This is a genomic window from Salinibacterium sp. dk2585 (assembly GCF_008001035.1).
GTDB lineage: Bacteria > Actinomycetota > Actinomycetes > Actinomycetales > Microbacteriaceae > Homoserinimonas.
The window spans coordinates 597534-616769 of record NZ_CP042856.1; the positions used below are offsets into that span (position 1 = coordinate 597534).

At 65.6% G+C, this 19236-nt stretch carries 31 protein-coding genes; 30 read left to right on the forward strand and 1 reads right to left on the reverse strand.

The window, feature by feature from the left end:
* Positions 1 to 3: 3 nt before the first annotated feature.
* The 27 genes from rplD to rplQ all read left to right on the forward strand — a co-directional run bounded on the left by rplD (position 4) and on the right by rplQ (position 15005).
* Positions 4 to 654, forward strand: coding sequence for a 50S ribosomal protein L4 (rplD, locus tag FVA74_RS02770; RefSeq protein WP_147720263.1), 651 nt, complete (start codon positions 4 to 6; stop codon positions 652 to 654).
* Entirely contained in the window at positions 651 to 950 is a 300-nt protein-coding gene (rplW, locus tag FVA74_RS02775; RefSeq protein WP_147720264.1) for a 50S ribosomal protein L23, read from the forward strand. Before rplD ends, rplW begins: the two co-directional genes overlap by 4 nt.
* 18 nt (positions 951 to 968) lie before the next feature.
* A complete protein-coding gene (gene rplB / locus FVA74_RS02780; RefSeq protein WP_147720265.1) occupies positions 969 to 1808 on the forward strand; it encodes a 50S ribosomal protein L2 in 840 nt (279 codons plus the stop codon).
* A gap of 27 nt (positions 1809 to 1835) precedes the next feature.
* Positions 1836 to 2117: a 30S ribosomal protein S19 gene (gene rpsS, locus FVA74_RS02785; RefSeq protein ID WP_147720266.1), complete on the forward strand. Its 282-nt coding sequence runs from the start codon at positions 1836 to 1838 to the stop codon at positions 2115 to 2117.
* A gap of 25 nt (positions 2118 to 2142) precedes the next feature.
* On the forward strand, positions 2143 to 2538 hold the full coding sequence (gene rplV, locus FVA74_RS02790; RefSeq protein ID WP_147720267.1) for a 50S ribosomal protein L22: 396 nt from the start codon (positions 2143 to 2145) through the stop codon (positions 2536 to 2538).
* Entirely contained in the window at positions 2538 to 3302 is a 765-nt protein-coding gene (gene rpsC, locus FVA74_RS02795; RefSeq protein ID WP_147720268.1) for a 30S ribosomal protein S3, read from the forward strand. The genes rplV and rpsC overlap by 1 nt, the downstream gene beginning before the upstream one ends.
* A gap of 2 nt (positions 3303 to 3304) precedes the next feature.
* Entirely contained in the window at positions 3305 to 3724 is a 420-nt protein-coding gene (rplP, locus tag FVA74_RS02800; protein ID WP_147720269.1) for a 50S ribosomal protein L16, read from the forward strand.
* Positions 3724 to 4050: a 50S ribosomal protein L29 gene (gene rpmC / locus FVA74_RS02805; RefSeq protein WP_147720270.1), complete on the forward strand. Its 327-nt coding sequence runs from the start codon at positions 3724 to 3726 to the stop codon at positions 4048 to 4050. The genes rplP and rpmC overlap by 1 nt, the downstream gene beginning before the upstream one ends.
* The gene (gene rpsQ, locus FVA74_RS02810; protein ID WP_147720271.1) at positions 4050 to 4340 is read left to right on the forward strand and encodes a 30S ribosomal protein S17; all 291 of its coding nucleotides are present in this window, start codon (positions 4050 to 4052) and stop codon (positions 4338 to 4340) included. Before rpmC ends, rpsQ begins: the two co-directional genes overlap by 1 nt.
* 39 nt (positions 4341 to 4379) lie before the next feature.
* Complete coding sequence (gene rplN, locus FVA74_RS02815; RefSeq protein WP_147720272.1) at positions 4380 to 4748, forward strand: 50S ribosomal protein L14; 369 nt, start codon at positions 4380 to 4382, stop codon at positions 4746 to 4748.
* 2 nt (positions 4749 to 4750) lie between these two features.
* On the forward strand, positions 4751 to 5101 hold the full coding sequence (gene rplX, locus FVA74_RS02820) for a 50S ribosomal protein L24 (protein ID WP_147720273.1): 351 nt from the start codon (positions 4751 to 4753) through the stop codon (positions 5099 to 5101).
* The gene (gene rplE / locus FVA74_RS02825) at positions 5101 to 5685 is read left to right on the forward strand and encodes a 50S ribosomal protein L5 (RefSeq protein ID WP_147720274.1); all 585 of its coding nucleotides are present in this window, start codon (positions 5101 to 5103) and stop codon (positions 5683 to 5685) included. Before rplX ends, rplE begins: the two co-directional genes overlap by 1 nt.
* Positions 5686 to 5788: 103 nt before the next feature.
* Positions 5789 to 6187, forward strand: coding sequence for a 30S ribosomal protein S8 (rpsH, locus tag FVA74_RS02830; protein ID WP_147720275.1), 399 nt, complete (start codon positions 5789 to 5791; stop codon positions 6185 to 6187).
* Between the two features lie 6 nt (positions 6188 to 6193).
* The gene (rplF, locus tag FVA74_RS02835) at positions 6194 to 6730 is read left to right on the forward strand and encodes a 50S ribosomal protein L6 (protein WP_147720276.1); all 537 of its coding nucleotides are present in this window, start codon (positions 6194 to 6196) and stop codon (positions 6728 to 6730) included.
* A 2-nt stretch (positions 6731 to 6732) separates the two neighbouring features.
* Positions 6733 to 7104 (forward strand): 50S ribosomal protein L18, encoded by a 372-nt coding sequence (gene rplR, locus FVA74_RS02840; RefSeq protein WP_147720277.1) that lies wholly within the window; start codon positions 6733 to 6735, stop codon positions 7102 to 7104.
* Positions 7101 to 7814, forward strand: a complete 714-nt coding sequence (gene rpsE / locus FVA74_RS02845) for a 30S ribosomal protein S5 (RefSeq protein ID WP_147720278.1) — start codon at positions 7101 to 7103, stop codon at positions 7812 to 7814. The genes rplR and rpsE overlap by 4 nt, the downstream gene beginning before the upstream one ends.
* A complete protein-coding gene (rpmD, locus tag FVA74_RS02850; protein ID WP_187266457.1) occupies positions 7814 to 7996 on the forward strand; it encodes a 50S ribosomal protein L30 in 183 nt (60 codons plus the stop codon). Before rpsE ends, rpmD begins: the two co-directional genes overlap by 1 nt.
* Positions 7996 to 8745: a 50S ribosomal protein L15 gene (gene rplO / locus FVA74_RS02855; protein ID WP_147720279.1), complete on the forward strand. Its 750-nt coding sequence runs from the start codon at positions 7996 to 7998 to the stop codon at positions 8743 to 8745. The genes rpmD and rplO overlap by 1 nt, the downstream gene beginning before the upstream one ends.
* Positions 8746 to 8813: 68 nt before the next feature.
* Complete coding sequence (secY, locus tag FVA74_RS02860) at positions 8814 to 10136, forward strand: preprotein translocase subunit SecY (protein WP_147720280.1); 1323 nt, start codon at positions 8814 to 8816, stop codon at positions 10134 to 10136.
* Positions 10133 to 10750 carry an adenylate kinase gene (locus tag FVA74_RS02865; protein WP_147720281.1) on the forward strand — a complete coding sequence of 206 codons (618 nt, stop codon included), beginning with the start codon at positions 10133 to 10135 and terminating at the stop codon, positions 10748 to 10750. The genes secY and FVA74_RS02865 overlap by 4 nt, the downstream gene beginning before the upstream one ends.
* 1 nt (position 10751) lies before the next feature.
* A complete protein-coding gene (map, locus tag FVA74_RS02870) occupies positions 10752 to 11576 on the forward strand; it encodes a type I methionyl aminopeptidase (RefSeq protein ID WP_255471422.1) in 825 nt (274 codons plus the stop codon).
* A 190-nt stretch (positions 11577 to 11766) separates the two neighbouring features.
* Positions 11767 to 11988, forward strand: a complete 222-nt coding sequence (gene infA / locus FVA74_RS02875) for a translation initiation factor IF-1 (protein ID WP_011186713.1) — start codon at positions 11767 to 11769, stop codon at positions 11986 to 11988.
* Positions 11989 to 12081: 93 nt separating this feature from the next.
* On the forward strand, positions 12082 to 12198 hold the full coding sequence (gene rpmJ, locus FVA74_RS02880) for a 50S ribosomal protein L36 (RefSeq protein WP_022893853.1): 117 nt from the start codon (positions 12082 to 12084) through the stop codon (positions 12196 to 12198).
* A 159-nt stretch (positions 12199 to 12357) separates the two neighbouring features.
* Positions 12358 to 12732 (forward strand): 30S ribosomal protein S13, encoded by a 375-nt coding sequence (gene rpsM, locus FVA74_RS02885; RefSeq protein WP_108517783.1) that lies wholly within the window; start codon positions 12358 to 12360, stop codon positions 12730 to 12732.
* A gap of 41 nt (positions 12733 to 12773) precedes the next feature.
* Positions 12774 to 13172, forward strand: coding sequence for a 30S ribosomal protein S11 (gene rpsK, locus FVA74_RS02890; protein ID WP_108517781.1), 399 nt, complete (start codon positions 12774 to 12776; stop codon positions 13170 to 13172).
* Positions 13173 to 13333: 161 nt separating this feature from the next.
* Positions 13334 to 14326: a DNA-directed RNA polymerase subunit alpha gene (locus FVA74_RS02895; RefSeq protein ID WP_147720283.1), complete on the forward strand. Its 993-nt coding sequence runs from the start codon at positions 13334 to 13336 to the stop codon at positions 14324 to 14326.
* Between the two features lie 64 nt (positions 14327 to 14390).
* Positions 14391 to 15005: a 50S ribosomal protein L17 gene (rplQ, locus tag FVA74_RS02900; protein WP_147720284.1), complete on the forward strand. Its 615-nt coding sequence runs from the start codon at positions 14391 to 14393 to the stop codon at positions 15003 to 15005.
* A 124-nt stretch (positions 15006 to 15129) separates the two neighbouring features.
* Here the strand turns inward: rplQ and FVA74_RS02905 are convergent, their stop codons facing one another.
* Positions 15130 to 17064, reverse strand: a complete 1935-nt coding sequence (locus FVA74_RS02905) for an acyltransferase family protein (protein ID WP_147720285.1) — start codon at positions 17062 to 17064, stop codon at positions 15130 to 15132.
* A 38-nt stretch (positions 17065 to 17102) separates the two neighbouring features.
* On the opposite strand from FVA74_RS02905, the gene truA reads away from it, so the two are divergent.
* The 3 genes from truA (at position 17103) to rpsI (ending at position 19235) form a co-directional block, all read left to right on the forward strand.
* Complete coding sequence (gene truA, locus FVA74_RS02910) at positions 17103 to 18026, forward strand: tRNA pseudouridine(38-40) synthase TruA (RefSeq protein WP_147720286.1); 924 nt, start codon at positions 17103 to 17105, stop codon at positions 18024 to 18026.
* A gap of 243 nt (positions 18027 to 18269) precedes the next feature.
* The gene (rplM, locus tag FVA74_RS02915) at positions 18270 to 18716 is read left to right on the forward strand and encodes a 50S ribosomal protein L13 (RefSeq protein WP_147720287.1); all 447 of its coding nucleotides are present in this window, start codon (positions 18270 to 18272) and stop codon (positions 18714 to 18716) included.
* Between the two features lie 33 nt (positions 18717 to 18749).
* Positions 18750 to 19235 (forward strand): 30S ribosomal protein S9, encoded by a 486-nt coding sequence (rpsI, locus tag FVA74_RS02920; RefSeq protein WP_147720288.1) that lies wholly within the window; start codon positions 18750 to 18752, stop codon positions 19233 to 19235.
* Position 19236: the final 1 nt, after the last annotated feature.

Sequence of the window (19236 nt, forward strand, 5' to 3'; positions counted from 1 at the left end):
TTCATGGCTACCGCAATCGACGTCATCGACGTGAAGGGCAAGAAGGTCGGCACGGTCGACCTTCCCGCTGACACGTTCGACGTGCAGACCAACGTTCCGCTCATCCACCAGGTCGTCGTCGCCCAGCGCGCCGCCGCCCGCCAGGGCACGCACAAGACCAAGGGTCGCGGCGAGGTCTCGGGTTCCGGCTCGAAGCCCTTCAAGCAGAAGGGCACGGGCCGCGCCCGTCAGGGCTCGATCCGCATGCCGCAGCACCGCGGTGGTGGCATCGTGCACGGACCGGTGCCGCGCGACTACGCGCAGCGCACCCCCAAGAAGATGATCGCTGCAGCGCTTCGCGGAGCGCTCTCCGACCGCGCCCGCGGTGGTCGCCTTCACGTCGTGGAGTCCCTCGCCCTCGGTGACGTGCCCTCGACCAAGTCGGTCGTGGCACTTCTCGCCGACATCGCCACCAGCAAGCACGTGCTCATCGTGCTCGAGCGCGGCGACGAGATCAGCTACAAGAGCGTTCGGAACATCCCGACCGTTCACGTGCTTCCCTACGACCAGCTCAACGCCTACGACGTGCTCGTGAGCGATGACATCGTCTTCACCAAGGGCGCCTTCGACGCATTCACCGCGCCCAAGGCCGAGAAGGAAGAGGTGAGCGCATGAGCGCCACATACAAGGACCCGCGCGACGTCATCATCGCGCCCGTCGTCTCTGAGAAGAGCTACGGCCTGATCGACCAGGGCAAGTACACCTTCGAGGTGGACCCCCGCTCGAACAAGACCGAGATCAAGCTCGCGATCGAGAAGATCTTCGGCGTGCAGGTCGAGTCCATCAACACGCTCAACCGCCAGGGCAAGACGCGTCGTACCAAGTTCGGTATGGGCAAGCGCAAGAACACCAAGCGCGCGATCGTGACGCTCAAGTCCGGTTCCATCGACATCTTCACGGCTGTCGGCTAGGGAGCAGAGGAATAACCAATGGCAATTCGCAAGTACAAGCCCACGACCCCCGGTCGTCGCGGTTCTTCGGTCGCAGACTTCGCTGAGATCACCCGCTCGACGCCCGAGAAGTCGCTGCTCCGTCCGCTGCCGAAGACCGGTGGCCGCAACAATGCCGGACGCATCACCACGCGTCACATCGGTGGTGGCCACAAGCGTCAGTACCGCGTTATCGACTTCCGTCGCAATGACAAGGACGGCATCAACGCCAAGGTCGCGCACATCGAGTACGACCCCAACCGCACGGCGCGCATCGCGCTCCTGCACTACTTCGACGGCACGAAGCGCTACATCATCGCGCCCGAGAAGCTGAAGCAGGGCGACATCGTCGAGTCGGGTGCCGGCGCTGACATCAAGCCGGGCAACAACCTCCCGCTCAAGAACATCCCCGTGGGTACCGTCATCCACGCCATCGAGCTCAAGCCCGGTGGCGGCGCGAAGATCGCCCGCTCGGCTGGTTCCTCCGTGCGTCTCGTCGCCAAGGACGGCCCCTACGCCCAGCTGCGTATGCCCTCCGGTGAGATTCGCAACGTGGATGCCCGCTGCCGCGCGACGATCGGCGAGGTCGGCAATGCCGAGCAGTCGAATATCAACTGGGGCAAGGCCGGCCGTATGCGCTGGAAGGGCGTCCGCCCGACTGTCCGTGGTGTCGCGATGAACCCCGTCGATCACCCGCACGGTGGTGGTGAGGGCAAGACCTCCGGTGGTCGTCACCCGGTCAGCCCCTGGGGCCAGTCCGAGGGCCGCACCCGCAAGCCCAACCGCGAGAGCGACAAGCTCATCGTTCGTCGCCGCAACGTCGGCAAGAAGCGCAAGTAGCCCAGGAAAAGGAACAAAGGGTAGAAAATGCCACGCAGTCTTAAAAAGGGCCCCTTCGTCGACGAGCACCTTTTCCGCAAGGTCGCCGCGCAGAACGAGGCCAACAGCAAGAACGTGATCAAGACCTGGTCGCGCCGCTCAATGATCGTGCCGGCCATGCTCGGCCACACGATCGCGGTGCACGACGGTCGCAAGCACATCCCGGTGTTCGTCACCGAGACCATGGTTGGGCACAAGCTCGGAGAGTTTGCTCCCACCCGCACCTTCCGTGGACACGTGAAGGACGACAAGAAGGGTCGCCGCCGCTAATCGCGGTGGTGAAGGAGGTAGAGAAATGGTGGAGTCGATCGCCCGCGTGCGACACATCCGCGTGACCCCTATGAAGGCTCGTCGTGTCGTCAACATGATCCGCGGCAAGCAGGCCCACGAGGCCCTGGCCATCCTCAAGTTCGCCCCCCAGGGTGCGAGCGAGCCCGTGTACAAGCTGGTCGCCTCGGCGATCGCTAACGCACGGGTCAAGGCGGATGCCAGCAACAGCTTCCTCGACGAGCAGGACCTGTACATCAGCCAGGCCTACGTCGACGAGGGCACCACGCTCAAGCGGTTCCAGCCGCGTGCGCAGGGACGTGCGTTCCAGGTCCTCAAGCGCACCAGCCACATCACCGTTGTGCTGGCCACGCCTGACGAGGCCGACGCGAAGAAGACGACTGCGAAGGCAGGGAAGAAGTAATGGGCCAGAAAGTAAATCCCTACGGTTTCCGTCTGGGAATCACCACTGACCACGTGTCGCGGTGGTTCGCCGACAGCACCAAGCCGGGCCAGCGTTACAGCGACTACGTTGCTGAGGACGTTCGCATCCGCAACATGCTGAAGACGAGCCTCGACCGTGCCGGCGTCGCCCGCATCGAGATCGAGCGCACCCGTGACCGCGTCCGCGTGGACATCCACACGGCACGCCCGGGCATCGTCATCGGTCGTCGTGGCGCGGAGGCCGAGCGCATCCGTGGCGACCTCGAGAAGCTCACGAAGAAGCAGATCCAGCTCAACATCCTCGAGGTCAAGAACCCCGAGGCCGAGGCACAGCTCGTCGCCCAGGGCATCGCTGAGCAGCTCAGCGCCCGTGTCGCGTTCCGTCGCGCCATGCGCAAGGGCCTCCAGGGTGCCCAGCGCGCCGGCGCCAAGGGTGTCCGCATCCAGGTGTCCGGTCGTCTTGGCGGCGCCGAGATGAGCCGTTCGGAGTTCTACCGCGAGGGTCGTGTGCCGCTGCACACGCTTCGCGCGAACATCGACTACGGCTTCTACGAGGCCCGCACCACCTTTGGTCGCATCGGCGTCAAGGTGTGGATCTACAAGGGTGACATCACCAACAAGGAACTCGCCCGCGAGCAGGCGAACCAGAAGTCGTCGCGCCCCGAGCGCGGTGACCGTGACCGTCCGCGTCGCGGCGCTGCTCCCAAGGCTGAGGCGCCCGTCGCAGCAGGAGTTGAGGCATAACAATGTTGATCCCACGTAAGGTCAAGTTCCGCAAGCAGCACCACCCGAGCCGCAGCGGTCACGCCACCGGTGGCACGAAGGTGACCTTCGGCGAGTTCGGCATCCAGGCGATCACGCCGGCGTATGTCACGAACCGCCAGATCGAGGCTGCTCGTATCGCCATGACCCGTCACATCAAGCGTGGTGGAAAGGTGTGGATCAACATCTACCCCGACCGCCCGCTGACCAAGAAGCCGGCCGAAACTCGAATGGGTTCCGGTAAGGGTTCGCCCGAGTGGTGGGTCGCCAACGTCAAGCCGGGCCGCGTGCTCTTCGAGGTCGCTGGCGTCAACGAGACGCTCGCCCGCGAGGCACTCACCCGTGCAATCCACAAGCTTCCACTGAAGGCGCGCATCATCAAGCGCGAGGAGGGCGACGCATAATGGCGATCGGTTCCAAGGAGCTCGCAAGCAGCGAGCTCGACACATTCGAAGACGAGCGACTCGTCGACGAGCTCAAGAAGGCCAAGGAAGAGCTCTTCAACCTGCGGTTCCAGTCGGCCACGGGCCAGCTCGAGAGCCACGGACGCCTGCGCGCCGTCAAGCGCGACATCGCTCGCATCTACACGGTCATCCGTGAGCGCGAGCTGGGCATCCGTGCCACCCCCGCCCCGGTTGAGGCTCCTGCCAAGGCAGAGAAGAAGACCAAGGCGAAGAAGGATGCTGCTGACGCGGCTCCCGAGGCCGAGAAGACCGAGGAGTCCAAGTAATGGCTAAGGCAGAAGAGAAGGCGACCGCCCCGGCCGTCGTCCGCGGCTACCGCAAGACGCAGCGTGGCTACGTCGTCTCCGACAAGATGGACAAGACCATCGTCGTCGAGGTCGAGGACCGCGTGAAGCACCCGCTCTACGGCAAGGTCATCCGCCGCACCGAGAAGCGCAAGGTTCACGACGAGACCAACTCGGCCGGCATCGGCGACCTCGTCGTTATCAGCGAGACCCGTCCGCTGAGCGCCACCAAGCGCTGGCGCCTGGTCGAGATCCTCGAGAAGGCCAAGTAGCCCTTTCGCGGTCTACTTAGGAATTAAGGACACAGACACATGCTTCAGCAGGAATCAAGGGTCAAGGTCGCCGACAACACGGGCGCCAAGACGCTGCTCACGATTCGCGTCCTCGGCGGCTCCGGCCGTCGCTATGCCGGCCTCGGCGACGTCATCGTCGCGACGGTCAAGGATGCAATCCCCGGCGGCAACGTGAAGAAGGGTGACGTCGTCAAGGCGGTCATCGTTCGCACCAAGAAGGAGACGCGCCGTCCCGACGGCTCGTACATCAAGTTCGACGAGAACGCAGCGGTCATCCTGAAGGCTGACGGGGACCCCCGCGGTACCCGCATCTTCGGGCCGGTCGGTCGTGAGCTTCGTGACAAGAAGTTCATGAAGATCGTCTCGCTGGCACCGGAGGTTATTTAGTCATGGCGAAGATCAAGAAGGGCGACCTCGTCCAGGTGATCACGGGCCGCACCCAGGCGCGCGGCGGAGACCGTGGCAAGCAGGGCCGTGTGCTCGAGGTCATCGTCGAGAAGAACCGCGTCGTCGTCGAGGGTGTGAACCTCGTCACGAAGCACGTTCGCGTCGGCCAGACCCAGCGCGGCACCAAGACCGGCGGCATCGAGACGCACGAGGCTCCGCTTCACATCTCGAACGTCGCGCTGGTCGACCCCGAAACCAAGAAGCCGACCCGCGTCGGCCACCGTGTGGAGACGAACGCAGACGGCAAGTCCGTCCGCGTGCGCTACGCCAAGAAGTCAGGTAAGGACCTGTAATGACTGACACCGCAGTGGCTGGCAAAATCCAGCCCCGCCTCAAGCTCAAGTACCGCAGCGAGATCTCGAAGCAGCTGACCGAGCAGTTCGGGTTCACTAACCCGCACCAGGTCCCCGGCCTCGTGAAGATCGTTGTCAACACCGGCGTCGGTGAGGCTGCGCGTGACGGCAAGATCATCGACGGTGCGGTCAAGGACCTCATCGCGATCACCGGCCAGAAGCCGCAGATCACGGCCGCCCGCAAGTCGATCGCGCAGTTCAAGCTTCGCGAGGGCCAGCCCATCGGCGCCCACGTGACGCTTCGCGGCGATCGTGCCTGGGAGTTCCTCGACCGCCTCATCACGCTTGCGCTTCCGCGTATCCGTGACTTCCGCGGCCTGAGCCCCAAGCAGTTCGACGGCAACGGCAACTACACCTTCGGTCTCAACGAGCAGTCGATGTTCCACGAGATCGACCAGGACAAGATCGACCGCGTTCGCGGCTTCGACATCACCATCGTCACGACGGCGAAGAACGACGATGAGGGCCGCGCCCTCCTCAAGGCCCTCGGGTTCCCGTTCAAGTCCGACGAGGCAAAGGCCTAGTAACACCCCACACCGCTGGGGGCATCCGTCCTCCGGCACGATCGGCAGGGTCGGCATTCGTGTAACGGATGTCGAAACCGGCCGAGACAAGGAATAAAAACACATGACAATGACAGATCCGGTCGCAGACATGCTGACCAGACTGCGTAACGCCAACTCGGCGCACCACGACACCGTGTCGATGCCGAGCAGCAAGCTCAAGACCCACATCGCAGAGATCCTCCAGAAGGAGGGCTACATCAGCGGGTGGAAGGTCGAGGATGCCCGCGTCGGGCAGACCCTCACCCTGGAGCTGAAGTACGGCCCCAACCGCGAGCGCTCCATCGCTGGCATTAAGCGCGTCTCCAAGCCCGGTCTCCGGGTCTACGCGAAGTCGACTGAGATCCCCCGTGTTCTCGGTGGACTCGGTGTGGCCATCCTGTCGACCTCCTCTGGCCTCCTCACGGACCGCCAGGCAACAAGTAAGGGCGTGGGTGGGGAAGTCCTCGCCTACGTGTGGTGATCCGTCATGTCACGAATCGGACGTCTGCCGATCGACATCCCCTCGGGTGTCGACATCAAGGTCGAGAACTCGGCCGTCATCGTCAAGGGCCCCAAGGGTGAGCTCTCGCTCTCCGTTGCGAGCCCCATCGAGGTCAAGGTCGAGGAAAACCAGGTCGTAGTGACCCGTCCCGACGACGAGCGCGAGTCGCGTTCGCTCCACGGCCTGACCCGCACGCTGATCGCCAACAACATCATCGGCGTGACGCAGGGCTACACCAAGGGCCTCGAGATCGTGGGTACGGGTTACCGCGTGGCGCAGAAGGGCTCCTCGCTCGAGTTCGCCCTCGGCTTCTCGCACCCCGTCACGGTCGACCCGCCTGCTGGCATCACCTTCTCGGTCGAGGGCAACAACAAGGTCACGGTTGCCGGTATCGACAAGCAGCAGGTCGGTGAGGTCGCCGCCAACATTCGCAAGATTCGCAAGCCTGAGCCCTACAAGGGCAAGGGTGTGCGCTATGCGGGCGAGGTCGTCCGCCGCAAGGCCGGAAAGGCTGGTAAGTAACCATGGCTCTCGGAACACGAGGCAAGAGCAAGTCGGCCGCAAAGAGCCGTCGACACGCACGTCTTCGCAAGAAGATCGTCGGTACGGAGGCACGTCCCCGTCTCGTCGTCACGCGCTCTGCGCGTCACGTCTTCGTCCAGGTCGTCGACGACAGCAAGGGCCACACGGTCGCTTCTGCGTCGACCATGGAGGCAGACCTCCGCAGCTTCGACGGCGACAAGACCGCCAAGGCCCGCAAGGTCGGCGAGCTCGTCGCAGAGCGTGCGAAGCAGGCTGGCGTCGCTGACGTCGTCTTCGACCGTGGCGGCAACCGCTACGCCGGACGTGTCGCGGCGATCGCTGACGGCGCTCGAGAGGCTGGGCTGAACCTGTGAGCACTGAGAACACAACGAACAAGGAGCAGGCTGTGGCTGAAGTAGCCGAGGCGCCGGTGGAGACTGCCGCAGGCACGGAGTCCAACCGCAATGAGCCTCGCGAGGCCCGCCGTGGCGGTCGCGAGCGCAACCCCAACCAGCAGCGCGGTGCGCGTGACTCCGACAAGAGCCAGTTCCTGGAGCGCGTCGTCACGATCAACCGCGTGTCGAAGGTCGTCAAGGGTGGCCGTCGCTTCAGCTTCACGGCCCTCGTGGTCGTGGGTGACGGCAACGGACTCGTCGGTGTCGGCTACGGCAAGGCCCGCGAGGTCCCGACCGCGATCTCGAAGGGCGTCGAGGAGGCGAAGAAGAACTTCTTCCGCGTCCCCCGCGTCGGCAAATCGATCCCGCACCCCGTGCAGGGTGAGGCCGCCGCAGGCGTCGTGCTCCTCCGTCCCGCTGCGGCAGGTACCGGTGTTATCGCTGGCGGTCCCGTCCGCGCCGTACTCGAGTGCGCCGGCATCCACGACGTCCTCAGCAAGTCGCTCGGTTCGTCGAACACGATCAACATCGTGCACGCGACCGTCACGGCGCTGAAGCAGCTCGAGGAGCCCAGCGCTGTCGCAGCTCGCCGTGGACTCTCGATCGAGGATGTCGTGCCCGAGCAGATCCTCCGTATCCAGGCAGCCTCGGCGAAGGCCGCAGCTACGTCAGCAAAGGCAGGTGCCTGATGGCTCGCCTCAAGGTAACCCAGATCAAGTCCAAAATTAGCGAGAAGCAGGACCAGCGCGACACGCTTCGCAGCCTTGGCCTCAAGCGGATCAACGACACTGTCGTCCGTGAGGACAATGCGCAGAACCGCGGATACGTCCGCAAGGTCGCTCACCTGGTGAAGGTCGAGGAGATTGACTAATGGCTGAAGAGAAGAAGTCGACCGCGAAGGCGGATTCGACCAAGGCTCCGGCCGCCGAGAAGGCTGCCCCCAAGAAGGACGCAGCGAAGGCCGCTGACAAGGCTCCGGCCAAGAAGGCTCCGGCCAAGAAGGCTGCTGCTGAGAAGGCTCCCGCCAAGGCTGCTGAGAAGGCACCTGCCAAGGCCGCTGCCGACAAGGCTCCCGCCAAGAAGGCTCCGGCGAAGGCTGCAGCGTCTGACGCTGCCGCTGAGAAGGCGCCCGCCAAGAAGGCTCCTGCGAAGAAGGCTGCCGCCCCCGCCGAGGAGGCGCGTCCGCAGGTGCTGAAGATGCACCACCTCCGTCCCGCCCCCGGGTCCAAGACTGCCAAGACTCGCGTCGGCCGCGGTGAGGGCTCCAAGGGCAAGACGGCCGGACGTGGCACCAAGGGCACCAAGGCCCGCTACCAGGTGCGCGTCGGCCTCGAGGGTGGCAACCTCAACAGCATCATGCGTGCTCCGAAGCTGCGCGGGTTCAAGAACCCGTTCCGCGTCGAGTACCAGGTCGTGAACCTTGAGAAGCTCGCGCAGCTCTACCCCCAGGGTGGAGACGTCACCGTCAGCGACCTCGTCGCGAAGGGTGCCGTGCGCAAGAACGAGAAGGTCAAGGTTCTCGGGCAGGGTGACATTACGGTTAAGCTGAACGTTGCAGTGGACAAGGTCTCCAGCTCGGCAGAGTCGAAGATCGTCGCAGCGGGCGGCTCCGTCAAGTAGTCGACTCGGGTGGCCCCTGCTCAAGGGGCCACCCGACCGGCTCACCCATAAGCACAACTGGAGGCTTCGTGTTCAGAGCTATCGCGCGCATTTTTCGCACGCCTGACCTGCGGCGCAAGATCGGCTTCACGCTCGGCATCGTTGCACTCTTCCGGCTGGGATCCTTCATCCCCTCGCCGTTCGTGGACTACGCGAACGTGCAGAGCTGCCTCGCAGCCAACACCGGCCCTGCCGGTCTCTACGAGCTCGTCAACCTCTTCAGCGGTGGCGCCCTCCTCCAACTCTCGGTCTTCGCGCTGGGCATCATGCCCTACATCACCGCGTCGATCATCGTGCAGCTGCTGCGCGTCGTCATCCCACACTTCGAGACCCTCCACAAGGAGGGCCAGTCGGGCCAGTCGACCCTGACGCAGTACACGCGCTACCTCACGATCGCGCTCGGCGTACTGCAGTCGACCACCCTCATCACGGTCGCGCGCAGTGGCACGCTCTTCGGCGCCACCGGTGCCCCCGAGTGCCAGTCGCTCATCACCAATGAGGCGTGGTACGCGATCCTCCTCATGGTCATCACGATGACCGCTGGCACCGGCCTCATCATGTGGATGGGCGAGCTCATCACCGAGCGCGGCATCGGCAACGGCATGTCGCTCCTGATCTTCGTCTCGATCGCGGCGACCTTCCCCGCGGCGCTCTGGAGCATCGCGGTGGCCCGCAACTTCGAGACCTTCCTCATGGTCATCGCCGTGGGCATCCTGATCATGGGCGCCGTCGTCTTCGTCGAGCAGTCGCAGCGCCGCATCCCCGTGCAGTACGCGAAGCGCATGGTGGGTCGTCGCACCTATGGCGGCAACAACACCTACATCCCCATCAAGGTCAACATGGCGGGCGTCATCCCCGTCATCTTCGCTTCGTCGCTGCTCTACCTGCCGGCGCTCGTCGCGCAGTTCAACCAGCCGGCGAACGGCGAACTGCCCGCACCGTGGGTCACTTGGGTCCAGGACAACCTGACCTCGGGCGACAACCCGCTGTACATGGCGATCTACTTCTTGCTCATCATCGGTTTCACCTACTTTTACGTCGCAATCACCTTCAACCCCGAAGAAGTTGCCGACAACATGAAGAAGTACGGCGGCTTCATTCCCGGGATCCGGGCCGGCCGTCCCACCGCCGAGTACCTCGACTACGTGCTCACCCGAGTGACCCTCCCGGGCTCGCTGTACCTCGGACTCGTCGCCCTCATCCCGCTCATCGCTCTCGCAACTGTGGGCGCCAACCAGAACTTCCCGTTCGGTGGCGCGAGCATCCTGATCATCGTCGGGGTCGGCCTCGAGACGGTCAAGCAGATCGACTCCCAGCTGCAGCAGCGACACTACGAAGGACTGCTTCGATGACGCTTACCCCAGCGCACTCCAACGCCCGCCTCCTGATCGTCGGCCCTCCCGGTGCCGGCAAGGGAACCCAGGCAGCGCGCCTCACGGCTCGCTTCGGCATCCCGGCGATCTCGACCGGCGACATCTTCCGCGACAACATCGCTCGCCAGACGCCGCTCGGTGTCGAGGTCAAGGCGATCGTTGACGCGGGAGACTACGTACCCGACTCACTGACCAATGCGCTCGTCGCGAGCCGCATCGAGGAGGACGACGCCCGTGAGGGCTTCCTGCTCGACGGGTACCCCCGCACGCTCGACCAGGTCGCCTACCTCGACGAACTCCTCGAGGGCAAGGGCCACTCGCTCGACGCCGTCATCCAGCTCGTCGCCGACCAGGACGAGGTCGTTGCCCGCCTGCGCAAGCGTGCCGTCGAGCAGGGACGCGCGGATGACTCTGAGGAGTCGATCCGTCACCGCCAGGAGGTCTACGCCCGCGAAACGCGGCCGCTGATCGACGTGTACAGATCCCGCAACCTGCTTGTCGAGGTCGATGGCCTCGGCGAGGTCGACGTCGTGACGGAGCGCATCTTCGACGGGCTTGCCTCCCGCGGCATCCGTCCCCTCGCCGTGCAGTAACGTGCGCAAAGGCATCTACAAGAGCGCAGCCGACCTTCGGGGCATGGTTGTGCCCGGGGTCCTGACGGCGAGGGCGCTCGATGCCGTTCGCGAACGCATCGTGCCCGGCGTGACGACGATCGAACTCGACGCGATCGCCGAGTCTGTCATCCGTGCCGGGGGCGGAGAGCCGAACTTCGCCCTCGTCCCGGGCTATCGCCACACGATCTGCTCCTCCGTCAACGAGGATGTCGTGCATGGGATCCCCGGTGACCGAGTGCTGGAGCCGGGAGACATCGTCTCGATCGACTGCGGCGCGCAGGTCAACGGATGGAACGGCGACTCGGCCATCACGGTCGTGATCCCCGACCCCAACCGTCCCGAGCTCGTGGCCGAGCGACAGCGGCTTTCGGATGTCACGGAGGCCTCCCTCTGGCACGGCATCGCCGCGCTTGCCAGGGCGAAGCACCTCAACGAGGTCGGCTCGGCAATCGAGGACTACATCGACTCACAGGGCGATTTCGGCATTCTCGAGGACTATGTGGGCCACGGCATCGGCCGATCCATGCACGAGGCGCCGACGGTGTTCAACTACCGCGTTCGCGACAAGGGACCGGCGGTCAAGCCGGGGCTGTGCGTCGCAATCGAGCCCATGGTCACGCTCGGCGGCATCGACACCTTCGTGCGCGAGGACGACTGGACGATCGCGACGGAGGACGGCACGGCCGCCGCCCACTGGGAGCACTCGGTCGCCGTGCATGCGAATGGCATCTGGGTGACGACGGCGCATGACGGCGGTGCCGCAGCGTTGGCGCCGCTCGGCGTGATGCCCGTGCCGATTCCGTGAGCCGCGGCATCCGTCGCCTGCAGCTCGGGTCGTGAGTATAGCGCCGACTTGGCGAAACGCCCGGTAATCACCTAGGATTGACCTTTGGTGTCTGTGGGCCGTTTCTGCGTGCCCGACTTCCGCGTTTGACGCGGGGCTTACGCCACAATCCGCATGACCAGCAATCAATACTTTTAGCGACGAAGAGGCTATGGCCAAAAAAGACGGTGTCATCGAAATCGAGGGCTCTGTGATCGAGGCTCTGCCCAACGCGATGTTTCGCGTTGAGCTGACGAACGGTCACAAGGTGCTTGCCCACATCTCGGGCAAGATGCGCCAGCACTACATCCGCATCCTCCCCGAGGACCGCGTGATCGTGGAGCTGAGCCCCTACGACCTGACCCGCGGTCGGATCGTCTACCGCTACAAGTAGTGACGCACAACGGATGCTCGTGCAGCATCCGGCTGGAAAGTAACGGCCCGCGGCATCCCGCGGGTACGAAGACAGCGAGATCAAGGAATCACCATGAAGGTCAACCCCAGCGTCAAGCCCATCTGTGACCACTGCAAGGTCATCCGTCGCCACGGCAACGTGATGGTCATCTGCAAGTCGAACCCGCGTCACAAGCAGCGCCAGGGCTAATAGCAGCGCCCGCCGGTTGAGCCTGTCGAAACCAGCGGATCCCACAACTGAATATTCACTAAGAGCAGCACCAGAACCCGCTCGCGGGGGAGACCACCGGTTGGAGGCCGGTGCACAGGTCCTGCTCCAGACCTCCACCACTCATTAGGAGAAGCCACCATGGCTCGTCTAGCAGGCGTAGACATTCCGCGCGACAAGCGCGTTGAAGTCGCACTCACCTACATCTACGGCGTCGGCCGCACCAAGTCGCTTCAGGCGCTTGAGGCCACCGGTATCGATGTCAACATCCGCGTCAAGGACCTCACCGACGACCAGCTCGTCGCACTTCGTGACTACATCGAGGGCAACTACAAGGTAGAGGGTGACCTCCGCCGCGAGGTCGCCGCCGACATCCGCCGCAAGGTCGAGATCGGCAGCTACCAGGGCATCCGTCACCGCCGTGGCCTGCCCGTTCACGGTCAGCGCACGAAGACGAACGCTCGCACCCGCAAGGGCCCGAAGCGCACCGTCGCCGGCAAGAAGAAGGCGCGCTAAGCCTTCCGGCTTCGCCCAACACAAGGTTCTAGGAGAAGACATTGGCTACACCGAAGTCGGCAGCGCGCAAGCCGCGCCGCAAGGAGAAGAAGAACGTCGCCGTGGGTCAGGCCCACATCAAGTCGACCTTCAACAACACGATCGTCACGATCACCGACCCCACGGGTGCGGTGCTCAGCTGGTCCTCGTCCGGCGTCGTCGGATTCAAGGGCTCGCGCAAGTCGACGCCCTACGCCGCGCAGATGTCGGCCGAGTCGGCCGCCCGCCAGGCGCAGGAGCACGGCGTCAAGAAGGTCGACGTGTTCGTGAAGGGACCGGGATCGGGTCGTGAGACGGCGATCCGTTCGCTTCAGGCCGCTGGCCTCGAGGTCGGCAGCATCAACGACGTGACGCCGCAGGCGCACAACGGATGCCGCCCGCCCAAGCGTCGTCGCGTCTAAGAACGTGTCTGTGGGCTGGGCCGGCCTGAACGCTTGCCCAGCCCCACTGCCTTTCCACAACTCAACAAGCTTCACCGGCGGGCCAGCCACCCGTTGAAACGCCGCAGCGCCTATTAACGCCTCAGTGTCAAATAGCGGACACTTTGCCGAAAGGAATACACGTGCTCATTGCACAGCGCCCCACTCTTTCCGAAGAGAACATTTCCGAGTTCCGTTCACGCTTCGTGATCGAGCCGCTCGAGCCCGGCTTCGGCTACACCCTCGGAAACTCCCTCCGTCGCACCCTCCTCTCGTCGATCCCCGGTGCTGCTGTCACGAGCATCCGCATCGACGGCGTGCTGCACGAGTTCAGCACCGTCGCGGGCGTGAAGGAGGATGTCACCGAGATCATCCTCAACATCAAGCAGCTCGTGGTCTCGAGCGAGCACGACGAGCCGATCACCGCCTACCTGCGCAAGCAGGGTGCAGGCCAGGTCACGGCTGCCGACATCTCGGCTCCCGCCGGCGTGGAGATCCACAACCCTGAGCTGCTGATCGCCACGCTCAACGACAAGGCGAAGTTCGAGCTCGAGCTGACGATCGAGCGTGGCCGCGGCTACGTCTCGGCGACGCAGAACCGCAACGAGTTCAGCGAGGCCGGCCAGATTCCGATCGACTCGATCTACTCGCCCGTGCTCAAGGTCACCTACCGCGTCGAGGCGACGCGTGCCGGTGAGCGCACCGACTTCGACCGCCTCGTGGTTGACGTGGAGACGAAGCCCGCCATCAGCCCCCGCGACGCCATCGCGTCGGCCGGGCGCACGCTGACCGAGCTCTTCGGGCTCGCCCGCGAGCTCAACTCGGCCGCTGAGGGCATCGAGATCGGCCCCGCGCCGGTCGACGCCGTGCTGTCGACCGAGCTCAGCATGCCGATCGAAGACCTCGACCTGTCTGTGCGCAGCTACAACTGCCTCAAGCGCGAGGGCATCAACAACGTGAGTGAACTGGTCGCCCTTTCGGAGACCCAGCTCATGAACATCCGCAACTTCGGCCAGAAGTCGGTGGACGAGGTCAAGGACAAGCTCGTCGAGATGGGCCTGTCACTGAAGGACGCGGTTCCCGGGTTCGACGGTGCCCACTTCTACAGCGGCTACGACGAGCCCGAGGCCAACTAGTCGCCTCGGCACCTCGCCGATCGTTCGCTTGACAGCCCTTTTTTGAATACTGGAGATCTAGAAAATGCCTAAGCCCACCAAGGGTGCCCGCCTCGGCGGCGGACCCGCGCACGAGCGCCTCATGCTCGCCAACCTCGCGGCGTCGCTGTTCACGCACAAGAGCATCAAGACGACCGAGATGCGTGCCAAGCGCCTGCGTCCCGTCGCCGAGCGGATGATCACGTTCGCCAAGCGCGGAGACCTCGCGTCGCGCCGTCGTGTTCTCGGAATGATCAGCGACAAGAGCGTCGTGCACGAACTCTTCACCGAGATCGCGCCGCTCGTTGCTGAGCGTGAGGGCGGCTACACCCGCATCACGAAGCTCGGCTTCCGCAAGGGCGACAACGCGTCGATGGTGCAGATCGAGCTCGTGCTTGAGCCCGTCAACGCCAAGCCGAAGCCCAAGGCCGACAAGCCCGCCAAGGCTGAGAAGCCCGTCGAGGAGCCCGCTGCCGAGCAGGCCGACGAGACGACGGATGTCACGGAGGAGACCCCCGCGACCGAGACCCCCGTCGAGGAGACCGCTGCTCCCGCCGACGAGGCGTCCGTCGAGGCGACCAACGAGGCCGCCGTCGAAGCGACCGCCGGTACCCCCGAGGGCGCTGCCCCCGAGGGCTCGGGCAACCAGCAGAAGAACTAGTTCCGCAAGGTACTTCACGAAGGCCCCGCTCATCGAGCGGGGCCTTCGTCATTCCGGGCCCGCGGGCCCGCGGCCCCCGGCTGGAGAGCTCCGCGCCTGCAGCGCCAGGCTCCGACCGGCGGCCCTAGGTCGGCTGCGGCGCGAGCCCGTAGTCGCGTGGTCCCACGACGGGCGGCAGTTCGGCGAGGCGCTGCAGCGCATCCTGCACGGCTGCAGCGTAGACGAGCCCGCCCGCATCACCGGGGTGGATCTGGTCGCGCGCGAGGAGCCGCAGCTGGGGCGCGATGGAGTCCCGCCAGTTCGCGAGTTCCACATCGCGGTACTGCTGCGCGAAGGAGGTGAGTGTCGAGTTCACCCCGTCGGTCCACCAGCGTGGCGCGTGCACGTTGACGAGCACGAGCTGGTGCGAGGTGCCCAGCAGCTCGCGCACTTCAGCGAGCGTCTCAGTGTCGACGGGGCCGTTGGTGCCGAGGCCGAGCAGCACGACGGGCCGCAGCGTGCCCGCGTCGAGATGCGCACGGATGAGTGCTGGTGCGCTGGAGAACTGCCGGGAGACGGCGGCGTCGATGTCGATGCCGGGGAGCACCTGCTGCATCGAAGCGGCTGAGGCGAGCATGACGGAGTCGCCGATCGCCGTGATCTGGTCGCCACCCGGGATCTCCGCGGGCGCGGACTGCGGCTCCGCTTCGCCCTCTCCGCCGTCTCCGGGGGCAAGGGGTGCCGGCGTCGCGGCATCGCGGATCGCATCCTGGCCCGCCTGGATCTGCTGCTGCACGCTACCCGTTCCGGGGTCGGCCGCGATGCCCGCGATCGTGCCAGCAGTCAGGGCGATGCTGCAAGCGATTGCGAGACCGAACGCCACGGCACGGCCCCTGCGCCGGGTTGCCGTGCCTGCAGGGACGACGGCGGCGCCGCGCCATCCGCTCAGCGCACGCCACCCCGCTCGGGCCGCACCGCGGAAGCCGAGCCTCCGTACCGGTTGCTCAAGGTGCGCGTAGGAGAGCTGCGCGGCGATGACCGTCGCGAGGAGGGCGATTCCCGCCGTGATCCACGGTGCGCCCGGGCCGGGGGCGAGCTCGGTGACGACGGAGGCTGTGAGCACGTGCGCGGGCCAGTGCCAGAGGTAGAGGCCGTAGGAGCGTTCACCGATCCATGCGAGGGGCCGGATGTCGAGCGCACGACCGAGGCGTGACGCGGGCTGGATTCCCGCAAGGATGACGAGCGCAGTGAGTGCCGCGACGACGGCGAGACCGCCGCGGTAGGTGAGCGCGGAGTCGTCACGCAGCACGAAGGCTGCGGCGACGATGAGGCCGAGTGAGGTGACACCGGCCGCCTGGATGACCTTCGCGGCGCGACCGGCGGGCCTGGACTGCGCGATGAAGGCGAGCGCGGCTCCCAGCGCGAGCCCGAAGCTGTGCGTGTCGGTGCCGAAGTAGGCGCGGGTCGCGTCGCCCGCCGGGTCAGCCGTGAGCGCCATGCCGAGGGCGGAGGCAGCGGCGAGCGCAAGCAGGATGGCGATCCGAAGACGTCGCGCGGGCACGAGCAGCAGCACCAGCAGTAACGCCGGCCAGACGACGTAGAACTGCTCCTCGACGGCGAGGGACCAGAGGTTCCTGAAGAGCTCGGGCGTGGAGTCGTCGAAGTAGCTCTGGCCTGCCGCGACGGCGATCCAGTTGCTGCTGAATGTGGCCGCGCCGAGCACCTGCAGTCCGAGGCCGATGAGCACGTCTCCGCCGATCAGCCACGCGATGCCGCCGCAGGTGATGACGAGCAGCCCGATCGCGGGGAGCAGCCGTCGCGCGCGGCGAAGCCAGAAACGCCCGAGGTGGATGCGACCGTCCCGCTCTCGTTCGCGCAGGAGCAGCGCGGTGATCAGGAAGCCGCTGATGACGAAGAAGATGTCGACGCCGAGAAAGCCACCCGGGAGTGCCACGGGCATGAAGTGGTAGACGATGACGGCGAGCACCGCGACGGCGCGCAGCCCGTCGAGGCCCGTGAAGCGACCGGCGGCCGGAGTGCCGCGAAGGGCAGGCTCGGTCGTGCTGGGTGTCGCTGTCATGGCCTATCGATGGTAGCCGGGCCTCGTAGACTCGGCCTGTGGATTCGCAGACGACGGAGGCCGGCGAGCCGACCACGCGCATCCGTCTCGACATTGCCTACGACGGTTCGGGCTTCAGCGGTTGGGCGAGGCAGCGCGGCCAGCGCACGGTGCAGGGTGAGATCGAGGCGGCGCTCGAGGTGCTCCTGAAGCGGCATCCTCCGGTTCCCCGACTGGTCGTTGCGGGCCGAACGGATGCGGGCGTGCACGCAACGGGCCAGGTCGCCCACGTCGACCTCACGGCCGAACAGCTGGCTGCCCTCTCGCTCAGGAGAAGGCCCGGTTCGAAGGGGGCGGCGGCGAACAGGGCCACGGAGGCCGACGGCCCGGAGTCCCTGGCGCGTCGCATCAACGGCATCGCGGGCCTCGACAGTGACTTCGTCGTGCTCCGCAGCACCGTCGCGCCCGCCGACTTCGACGCGCGGTTCTCGCCCGTGTGGCGCCGTTACGTCTATCGGGTCGGAGACTCCTCGGTGCCGAGGAACCCGCTCCTGCGCCACAACACGGTCTGGTACCCGGCGCCCCTCGACGAGGCGCGCATGAATGAGGCGGCGGCCGAGCTTCTTGGCCTGCATGACTTCGCCGCGTACTGTCGCCCGCCGCAAGAGGGGGCGACCACCGTGCGCACCCTGCAGGAGTTCTCGTGGCGGCGCGATGTCGACGGCGTGCTGGTGGGGGAGGTGCGGGCGGATGCCTTCTGCCACAGCATGGTGCGCTCGCTGGTCGGCGCCTGTGTCTCGGCGGGGCGCGGGGCGCTCACGGCGACCAGGGTCGGCGAGATCCTCGAGGAGCGTGTGCGCGGGAGCGAGTTCAAGATCATGCCAGCGAAGGGACTCACGCTGGTGGAGGTCGGCTACCCGAGCGATGACGAGCTGGGCACACGTGCCGTGCAGACGCGCGCCCGCCGCGACCCGCTCGACTGACACCCGCTTTGCCAACTCAGGAGTCTCGGCTCGTGACGATCGGGCCAATGAACGACCCCTGAGCGATGAAACTGAAATTGACCGACGGATGCCCGTGGGATAGAGTTTCCCCTTGGTGTGTGCGTCTCGTGCGCCACGCCCGATCATGAGCCCTCCACCGGCCTGTTCTCACGTCATCGATGTGAAAACCGCCACCGGAGTGGGATTCACGAACACCTCACTCGATCAGAAAGCAGCACTATTGTGACTCGCACATTTTCTCCCACGCCCGCTGACGTCAAGCGCGAATGGCTCGTCATCGACGCGACCGACGTCGTGCTGGGCCGCCTCGCCAGCCACGCTGCGACGCTCCTGCGTGGCAAGCACAAGCCGACCTTCGCGCCCCACATGGACATGGGTGACTTCGTCATCATCATCAACGCAGACAAGGTCGCCCTGACGGGTTCCAAGCTCGCGCAGAAGAAGGCCTACCGCCACTCGGGTTACCCGGGCGGCCTCAAGGCCACGAGCTACGCGGAGCTCCTCGAGACGCGCCCCGAGCGCGCGGTTGAGAAGGCCATCCGCGGCATGCTCCCCAAGAACTCGATCGGTCGCGCCCAGCTCGCGAAGCTCAAGGTCTACTCGGGCCCGGAGCACCCCCACGCTGCCCAGCAGCCCAAGACCTACACCCTCGGCCAGGTCGCGCAGTAGCGCCGGCCGTAAGAAATAAGGATTTCGAAGACTATGGCGAAGATCGCAGACTCCATCGAGCAGGCTCCCGAGAGCTTCACGACCGAGACCCCCGCGTCGGAGGCTCCCAAGGCTCCCCGTGCAATCCTCAACGTCGCTGGCGCAGCCGTCGGCCGCCGCAAGCAGGCCATCGCCCGCGTGCGCATCGTCCCCGGCAGCGGCAGCTTCACGGTCAACGGCCGTGAGCTCGCGGACTACTTCCCCAACAAGCTGCACCAGCAGCTCATCAACGACCCGTTCAAGGTGCTTGACCTCCTCGGCAGCTACGACGTGACGGCCAAGATCACGGGCGGTGGCCCCTCGGGCCAGGCCGGTGCGCTCCGCCTCGCCATCGCCCGCTCGCTCAACGAGATCGACCGTGAGAACAACCGTCCCGCCCTCAAGAAGGCCGGCTTCCTCACTCGTGACGCCCGCGTCATCGAGCGCAAGAAGGCTGGTCTCAAGAAGGCCCGCAAGGCGTCGCAGTTCTCCAAGCGCTAAT